This window comes from Pseudomonas sp. EMN2 (assembly GCF_009650555.1).
GTDB classification, from domain to species: domain Bacteria; phylum Pseudomonadota; class Gammaproteobacteria; order Pseudomonadales; family Pseudomonadaceae; genus Aquipseudomonas; species Aquipseudomonas sichuanensis.
The window spans coordinates 1-9,699 of sequence record NZ_VZZR01000083.1; the positions used below are offsets into that span (position 1 = coordinate 1).

Genomic DNA, 9,699 nt, shown 5'->3' on the forward strand with positions numbered 1-9,699 from the left:
GGTGCCCGCGCTGTTCATGCACCTCGAAGCTCTGCCTTTGAGCCCCAACGGCAAGCTGGACCGCAAGGCCCTGCCTGAACCCGATGCGATCCAGGACCGTGCGTATGAAGCCCCGCTAGGCGAAACCGAAACCCTGCTGGCCGCGATCTGGGCCGAGCTGCTGGGCGTGGAGCGGGTAGGGCGCCATGACAACTTCTTCGAACTGGGCGGCCATTCACTGCTGGCGGTGACCCTGACCTCCCGCCTGCGCGAGCAAGGCCTGGAAGCCGACGTGCGCGCACTGTTCGAGCAACCGACCCTGGCCGGCTATGCAGCCATCACAGACAGCATGGAGATCGTCCTGTGAGCATCAACCAATTATTGGCAACACTGACGGCCAACAACGTACAGCTGGCACTCAAGGATGGCCAACTGGTGGTCCAGGGCAACCGCCAGGCGCTGACCGACGCAGCCCTGGTGGCGCGCCTGCGCGAGCACAAGCCCGCGCTGGTGGCGATGATCGAGCGCGGCGAATACGTGGCGGTGAAACAGGGCGCGGTGCCAGTGCCGGCCAACCTGATCGAGCCCGGTTGCACGCGGATCACCCCACAGCAGGTGAACCTGATCGACCTTGACCAGGCCAGCCTCGATCGGCTCGTCGCCAGCATTCCCGGTGGCGCTGCCAACGTACAGGACATCTACCCGCTGGCGCCGCTGCAGCAGGGCATGCTGTTCCACCACGCCAGTGCCACCGACCACGACCCGTATGTGATGCAGGCGCGTTTCGCGTTCGCCAGCGAAGACCGCCTGCAGGCGTTCGCCGATGCCCTGCGCGGGGTGATCGCGCGCCACGATATCCTGCGCACCTCGGTGCATTGGCAAGGTTTGCAAACCCCAGTGCAGGTGGTCTGGCGAGAAGCCGAGCTGAAGGTACTGGAACTGCCCGAACAGGATCCGCAACGTGCCCGGCTCGACCTGACCCAGGCCCCGCTGATACGTCTGCTGCGTGAGCCGGCGCAGGCCGACGGCACGCTGAGCGCGACGTTGCAGTTCCACCATATCGCCATGGACCACAGCGCCCTGGACGTGGTGCGCCACGAGCTGATCGCCTTCCTCACAGGTGAGCACCAGCACCTGGGTGCCCCGGTACCGTTTCGCAATTATGTCGCGCAGGCGGTGCTTGGCATCAGCGAGGCGCAGCACGAAGCGTTCTTCCGCGAGATGCTGGGCGACATCGACGAATCGACCCTGGCCTATGGCATCCAGGACGTGCAGGGCGATGGCGTCGAGCACAACGAGCACGCGCTCGACCTGCCGCCGGGCCTGTGCCAGCGCCTGCGGGCCTATGCGCGGGGGCAGGGCGTGAGTGTCGCCAGCCTGTTCCACCTGGCCTGGGGCCGTGTACTGGGTGGGCTGACCGGGCGTACACAGGTGGTGTTCGGCACGGTGCTCATGGGCCGGCTACAGGGCGCCGAAGCTACTGACCGGGCGCTGGGCATCTTCATCAACACCTTGCCGCTGCGGATTGACCTGGACGGCGTCGACTTGCCGACAGCGATTCGCGCCACCCACCAGCGCCTGAGCGCACTGATGCGCCATGAACATGCGCCACTGGCATTGGCCCAGCGCTGCAGCGGCGTGGCGGCGCCGGCACCGCTGTTCAATACGCTGCTCAACTACCGCCACAGCACGGTCGCTGCCGGCGAACCGCGCCGTGCGGCGCTGGCCGGTATCGATATCGTCGAGTCTGCCGAGGCCACCAACTACCCGCTGACCCTCAGTGTCGATGACCTGGGCGAGGCGTTGCGCCTGACCCTGCTGGCCAGCGCGGGCGTGCCGGCGCAGCGCGTCTGCGCATACCTGCAGCAAACCCTGGAAAGCTTGCTACAGGCCCCGGCTGCGCAGGTGCTGGCGCTCGACATGCTGCCAGGCAGCGAGCGCGAGGAACTGCTGGAAGGGTTCAATGACTCCTCGGCCCACTACCAGGCCAGCCTGACCCTGCAGCAACGCATCGAGCGCCAGGCGCAGGCGCACCCACAGGACACCGCGGCCACCCAGGCGGGCGAATCCTTGACCTACGCCGACCTCAACCGCCAGGCCAATGCCCTGGCCCACCACCTGATCGGCCTTGGTGTCGGTGCCGATGACCGTATTGCAGTGGTGGTCCGGCGTGGCCTGGACACACTGGTAGGTTTGCTCGCGGTGCTCAAGGCCGGTGCCGGCTATGTGCCGATTGACCCGGCTCACCCGGATGAGCGGGTGCACTACCTGCTCACCGACAGCGCACCTGTGGCGGTACTGACCCAGCAGGCCCTGAGTGGGCGCCTGGGGACACAGCAGGTTCCCGTGTTGCTGCTAGACCGGCCCGACTGGCCGGTACGTGGTGACAACCCCGCGCTGCCTGCCCTCAGTGCCCGCCACCTGGCCTATGTGATCTATACCTCCGGCTCGACCGGCCAGCCCAAGGGCGTGATGGTCGAGCACCAGACCGTCAACAACCTGGTCGACTGGCACTGCCGCGCCTTCGACCTGCGCCATGGCCGCCACACCTCATGCCTGGCCGGCTTGGGTTTCGATGCGATGGCCTGGGAGCTCTGGCCTGCCTTGTGCGCCGGTGCCACGTTGCACCTGGCCCCGTCCGCGCAAGGCAACGAAGACCTCGATGCCATGCTCGCCTGGTGGCGCGACCAGCCACTGGACGTGAGCTTCCTGCCCACACCGGTGGCCGAATATGCCTTCAGCCACCAGCTCGAACACCCGACCCTGCGCACCCTGCTGATTGGCGGCGACCGCCTGCGCCAGTTCAACCGTACCCAGCGCTTTGCCGTGGTCAACAATTACGGCCCGACCGAGACCACCGTGGTGGCCAGCTCAGGTGTGGTCGAGGCGGGTGGGGTGCTGCATATCGGCCGGCCGGTGGACAATGCCCGCCTGTATGTGCTCGACGAACGTCGCCAGCCGGTGGCGCTGGGCGTGCCTGGCGAGCTGTACATCGGCGGAGTTGGGGTCGCCCGCGGTTACCTGAACCGACCGGCGCTCACCGCCGAACGTTTCCTCGACGACCCCTTCACTGCGACACCAGGCGGACGCATGTACCGCACCGGCGACCTGGTGCGCTGGCTGGCCGACGGCACCCTGGATTACCTGGGCCGTAACGACGACCAGGTGAAAATCCGCGGGGTGCGCATCGAACTGGGTGAAATCGAGAGCCGCCTGGCCACCTTGCCCGGTATCAACGAAGCCGTGGTGCTGGCCCGCGAGGACCAGCCCGGCGAGCCACGCCTGGTGGCGTATTTCACGCCCCAGGCCGATGTCGACGCGGCAACTCCTGAGAACCTGCGTGCCCAGCTGCAGGCGCACCTGCCGGAATACATGGTGCCGGTGGCCTTCGTCGAGCTGGCTGCCTTGCCGCTGACCGCCAACGGCAAACTCGACCGCCGGGCGCTGCCCAAACCCGAGCGCTCGGCAGTGTTCGAGCAAGGCTTCCAAGCCCCCGAAGGCGAACTCGAAAACGCCCTGGCGCAGCTCTGGGCTGAGCTGCTGCAGGTCGAGCGGGTTGGCCGGCATGATCATTTCTTCACCCTCGGCGGGCATTCGTTGCTGGCCATGCGCATGGTGTCGCAGGTGCGCCTGCGCCTTGGCGTGGAGCTGACCTTGGCCGAACTGTTCGCCAATGCCGAACTGGCGGCAGTCGCTGCAGTGCTGGCCAACGCTGGGCGTAGTGAACTGCCGGCGATAGTACCGGTGGCACGCGAGCAACCGCTGCCGATGTCGTTCGCCCAGCAGCGGCTGTGGTTCCTGGCACAGATGGAAGGCGGCAATCAGGCCTACAACGTTCCGTTGGCCCTGGGGCTGCGTGGGCCGCTGGATGCCGATGCGTTGGAAGCTGCGCTGCGGCGTATCGTCGAGCGCCATGAAACCCTGCGCAGCCGCTTCATGCCTTGCGATGACAGCGCTGAGGTGATCATCGCCGCCACTGTCGGGGGCGACTGGTTCCAGCGCGAAATGTCGAGCCACGATGCGCTGGCCGCGAAGTTGCGCGAAGAAGCCAGCGCGCCTTTTGACCTGGCCCATGGCCCGCTGCTGCGCGCACGCCTGCTGCGCCTGGGCGCCGAACACCATGTGCTGGCACTGACGGTGCACCATATCGTCGCGGATGGCTGGTCGCTCGGGGTGCTGACCCAGGAGCTGAGAGCGTTGTACCCAACCTTCTGCCAAGGCCTGCCAGACCCGCTGCCGCCACTGCCGATCCAGTACGGTGACTATGCGGTGTGGCAACGCCGCTGGCTGGCCGGTGAACAGTTGCAACGCCAGGCCGACTATTGGCGCAAGGCGCTGAACGGAGCACCCACCTTGCTCAAACTCCCCAGCGATCGTCCACGCCCCGAGCGCCAGGACTTTGCCGGCGCGAACCTGCCTCTGCAACTGGACCCGCGCCTGGCCGCAGGCCTGCGCACCCTGGCCCAGCGCCATGGGGTAACGCTGTACATGGCCTTGCTCGGCGCCTGGGCGGCGCTGCTGGCGCGGCTTGCCGGGCAGGCTGAGGTGGTTATTGGCTGCCCGGTAGCCGGCCGTGGCCGCGCCGAGCTCGAAGCGCTGGCGGGGCTGTTCGTCAATACCTTGGCCATCCGTATCGACACCGGCGCTGCGCCGACCGCGCAGGCGTTGCTCGAACAGGTGCGCAACCGTGTGCTCGAGGCCCAGGCACATCAGGACCTGCCGTTCGAACAAGTGGTCGAGATCGTACGCCCGGCGCGCAGCCTGGCACATACCCCATTGTTCCAGGCGACCCTCAACTGGCAGGCCACCCATGGCCCGGCGCTTGAGTTGCAAGGCTTGCAGCTGGAGGCCGTGGCCCAGGCCGGGCAGGTAGCCAAGTTCGACCTCACGCTTAACCTGGGCGAGCACGGCGAAGCGCTGGCCGGCAGCCTCGAATACGCCACTGCGCTGTTCGATGAGTCCACGGCGCGCCGTTACCTTGGCTACTTCGAGCGTTTGCTCTGGGCGATGGTCGGCAATGACCAGGCCACCCTGTCACATATCGACCTGATCGGCGATGAAGAGCGCCATACCCTGCTGCACACGCTCAATGCGACCCAACGCCATTACCCGCGTGAGCAGAGCGTGCAGCTGTTGTTCGAACAATGTGTCGCCCGCCATCCATTGGCACTGGCGGCCGCGCACGGCGAGCTGAGCCTGAGCTACGGCGAACTCAACGCACGGGCCAACCGCCTGGCCCATTACCTGATCGCCGAGGGCGTCGTACCGGGGGCCTGCGTGGCGATCCTGCTGCCACGCTCGCTGCAGTTGCTGGTGGCGCAACTGGCGGTGCTCAAGTGCGCGGCAGTGTATGTGCCGCTGGATGTCCATGCGCCGGTCGAGCGCCAGGCATTCATGGTCGAAGACTGCCAGGCCACGGCGCTCCTGACGTTGGCCGATACGGCTGCAGATTTCCCGGTGCGGCGCATCGACCTCGACCAGCTGGCACTGGACAGCCAGCCCGCGCATGACCCGGGCCTGCCCCGGGACGCCGGTGCCAGCGCCTACGTGATGTACACCTCGGGCACCACCGGCATGCCCAAGGGCGTGTGCGTGACGCACCGTGGCATCGTGCGGTTGGTGATGGCCAACGGTTATGCCGACTTCACCACCCAGGACCGTGTCGCCTTTGCCTCCAACCCGGCGTTCGATGCCAGCACCCTCGAAGTCTGGGGCGCGCTGCTCAACGGCGGCCAGGTGCGGGTGATCGACCATCCGACACTGGTGGACCCACAGCGTTTTGCCGTTGCACTGGTAGAAGAAGGCATCAGCGTGCTGTTCCTCACCACCGCGCTGTTCAACCAGTACGTGCAATTGCTGCCCGAAGCGCTGGCGGGGCTGCGCATCCTCATCAGCGGCGGCGAGCGTGCCGAGCCTGCGGCGTTTCGTGCCTTGCTCGACCGCGCGCCGACGCTGCGCCTGGTCAATGGCTATGGGCCCACTGAAACCACTACCTTTGCGGTGACCTGTGAGGTACGCGAGCTGGCAGCCAACGCTACCCAGGTGCCGATCGGCCAACCCATCGGCAACACCCAGGTCTATGTACTCGACGCGCTCCAGCAACTGGTACCCCGGGGCGTGGTGGGTGAGTTGTACATCGGCGGCGATGGCGTGGCCCTGGGCTACCTCAACCGCCCGGCGCTGACCGCCGAGCGCTTTGTCGAAGACCCGTTCAGCCAACGGGCCGGTGCCAGGTTGTACCGCACCGGCGACCTGGTGCGCTGGCAGGCCGATGGTCAGCTGGAATGCCTGGGGCGTAACGACGACCAGGTGAAGATTCGCGGTTTTCGCATCGAGCTGGGGGAAATCCAGCAACAACTGGCGCAGTGCCCCGGTATCGGTGACGTGATTGTCATGGCCGTGCCTGCCGAGCAGGGGCCGTTGCGCCTGGTGGCCTGGTTCACTCGCCTGGATGCGGCGCTGCAAGCCAGTGACCTGCGCAGCTACCTGCGTGGGCGCCTGCCTGAATACATGGTCCCGGCCGCTTTCGTGGCGCTGCAGCGGATGCCGCTGAGCAACAACGGCAAGGTCGAGCGCAAGGCCCTGCCGCAGCCGGGTCCGCAAGATTTCGCTGGAGCAGCCTATGAAGCGCCTCAAGGTCAGCAGGAGCAACTGCTGGCCCAGCTGTGGTGCGACCTGCTGCAGGTCGAGCGGGTCGGGCGTGACGATCGCTTCTTCGAGCTGGGCGGCCACTCGCTGCTGGCCATGCGCATGCTGGCCCAGATTCGTCAGCGGCAGGGCCTGGAACTGGCCTTGGCTGATTTGTTCGCGGACGACCGCCTGGCTGCGGTCGCCGCCAGCCTGGCCAGCCATCCCGCGCAGGTGATGCCTGACATCCAGCCAAGCCTGCGCGTGGGGCCGTTGCCCTTGTCGTTCGCCCAGCAGCGGCTCTGGTTCCTGGCGCAGATGGCGCCGGGCAGTGCGGCCTATCACATCCCCATCGGCCTGCGCTTGCGAGGGACGCTGGATGCCGTGGCGCTGGAACGTGCCCTGCGGCGCCTGGTGGAACGTCATGAGAGCCTGCGCAGCCACTTCGTCGGGCTGGATGGCGAACCGCAGGTGGTGCTGGCAACAGAGGCGTTCAGCCTTGCCACGGTAAAGGTGCCCGGCCTGGACGAACAGGTCCTGGCTGCGCTGGTCGAGCAGGAAGCCAGCCGGCCCTTCGTTTTGCACCGGGACCTGCCGATCCGTGGCCGTCTGCTGCACCTGGCGGCGGACCACCATGTGCTGCTGCTGACCCTGCACCACCTTGTCGCCGACGGCTGGTCGCTGGGCGTGCTGGTGCGTGAACTGGACGAGCTTTACCAAGCATTCAGCCAAGGTCGCGATGACCCGCTAGCGGCGTTGCCCGTGCAGTACCTCGACTACGCCCTGTGGCAACGCCGCACGCTGGGCGGCGATACCTTGCAGCGCCAGGCGCACTACTGGGCCGCGCAGCTGGCCGGGGCGCCAACGCTGATCAGCCTGCCCTGGGACCGGCCACGGCCTGAACATCAGGATCATGCCGGTGACAGCGTCGCGCTCTGCCTCGACCCGCGCTTGAGCGTCGAACTCAAGGCGCTGTGCCGAAGCCATGGGGTCACGCCTTACATGCTATTCATGGCCGCCTGGGCGGTATTGCTGACGCGGCTTGCTGGCCAGGACGAGGTGGTAATCGGGTCGCCACTGGCCAACCGTCGACAGGCCGAAGTGGACGGGTTGATCGGCATGTTCGTCAACTCCATTGCCGTGCGCGTGCAAACCTCGGGCGCGCCGGATGTCGCCAGCCTGCTGGCACAGGTCAAGGCGACTGTGCTCGCGGCCCAAGCGCATCAGGATCTGCCTTTCGAGCAGGTGGTCGAGGCGCTGCGGCCGCAGCGCAGCCTGGCCCATACGCCGGTGTACCAGGTGTCGCTGGACTGGGAGGGCAGCCCGCAGCGCCAGGCACTGCAGCTGGGTGCGCTGGCGGTGACCGCGCTGGGCAGCCAGGCGCGGATCGCCAAGTTCGACCTGAGCCTGAGCATGGGGGAGGGGGTTGAGGGCTTTGCCGGGGGCATCGTCTATGCCACGGCGTTGTTCGACCGGGCAACCATCGAGCGTTATGCGGGGTACCTGGAGCAGCTGCTGTGGACCTTTGTCGAAGGCGCGCAGGCCATTCCAGCCCACACCGGGTTGCCCGATGCAGACGAGCGCAAGCGGTTGCTGCTGACATTCAACGACACGGCGGTGGACTACAACCTTGAGCAGACGCTGCATGGGCTGATCGAAGCGCAGGTCGAACGCACGCCAGATGCCGTGGCGGTGCGGGCTGAAGAGGGCGCCTTGAGCTATCGAAAGCTCAACGAACAGGCCAACCGTTTGGCATATCACCTGATTGCTTTGGGCGTGAAACCAGACGACCGTGTAGCCATCTGCGTCGAACGAGGGCTGTCGATGGTGGTTGGGCTGCTGGCCATCCTCAAAGCCGGCGGCGCTTATGTGCCGGTCGATCCGGATTATCCGGCCGAACGTGTGCGACATATGCTGACCGACAGCGCGCCGGTGGCGGTGCTGGTACATGCCGCGACGCGCCATGTGCCGGAATGTGGGCGGCTAATCGACCTGGATCAGCCGACCTGGGGCGAGCAACCTGCCTGCAACCCGGTGGTTACAGCACTGACCTCGCGTCATCTGGCTTACGTGATCTACACCTCTGGCTCCACTGGCCTGCCTAAAGGCGTGATGAACGAGCACGCCGGCGTGGTCAACCGCCTGCTGTGGATGCAGGACGCCTACAACCTCGATGCTGACGACGTGGTACTGCAGAAAACCCCGTTCAGCTTCGACGTTTCGGTGTGGGAGTTCCTCTGGCCGCTGCAAACCGGCGCGCGTTTGGTCATGGCCCGCCCGGGCGGGCACCGTGATCCGGAGTACCTGCGCCAAGTCATCCGCCGCGAAGGCATCACCACCTTGCACTTCGTGCCGTCGATGCTGGACGTGTACCTCGCCCATGGCGAAGCCGCGGCGGACCAACTCAAGCGCCTGCTGTGCAGTGGCGAGGCGTTGCCGGGCAGCTTGGTGCGGCGATTCCACGCGCAGTTACCGAGCGTGGAACTGCACAACCTCTACGGCCCCACCGAAGCCGCCGTGGATGTCAGTGCCTGGCACTGCGTCGCTGCGCCGGATAACACGCCAATCGGCAAGCCCATCGCCAACACCACGTTGTACGTGCTCGATGGCCAAGGCCAGCCGGTGCCGCAAGGCGTGGCTGGCGAGCTGTTCATCGGCGGCGTGCAGGTCGCACGTGGCTACTTCAACCGCACCGAGCTGACCGCCGAACGCTTCATCGATGACCCGTTCAGCACACGCCCTGGCGCCCGCCTGTACCGCACCGGCGACCTGGCGCGCCATCTGCCCGACGGCAACATCGAGTACCTGGGCCGCAACGACGATCAGGTGAAAATCCGTGGCCTGCGCATCGAGCTGGGCGAAATCCAGGCCAGCTTGACCGCCATCACCGGCATCAAGGAAGCCGTGGTGATGGCTCGTGATCAACGCCTGATCGCGTACTACACCGGCGAAGCGCAGGGCAGCGAGACACTGCGCGCGGCACTGCTGACACACCTGCCGGAGTACATGGTGCCTGCGCTGTTCATGCACCTCGAAGCTCTGCCTTTGAGCCCCAACGGCAAGCTGGACCGCAAGGCCCTGCCTGAGCCTGAT

General features: G+C 66.5%; 1 protein-coding gene and 1 pseudogene. Both read left to right on the forward strand.

The window, feature by feature from the left end; translation table 11 throughout:
• Positions 1-336, forward strand: a pseudogene (locus F6X61_RS21655) (phosphopantetheine-binding protein); the annotation flags it as partial.
• A 6-nt stretch (positions 337-342) separates the two neighbouring features.
• Positions 343-9,699, forward strand: a 9,357-nt coding sequence (locus tag F6X61_RS21660; RefSeq protein ID WP_153788466.1) for a non-ribosomal peptide synthetase, incomplete at its 3' end; no start/stop codon positions are given.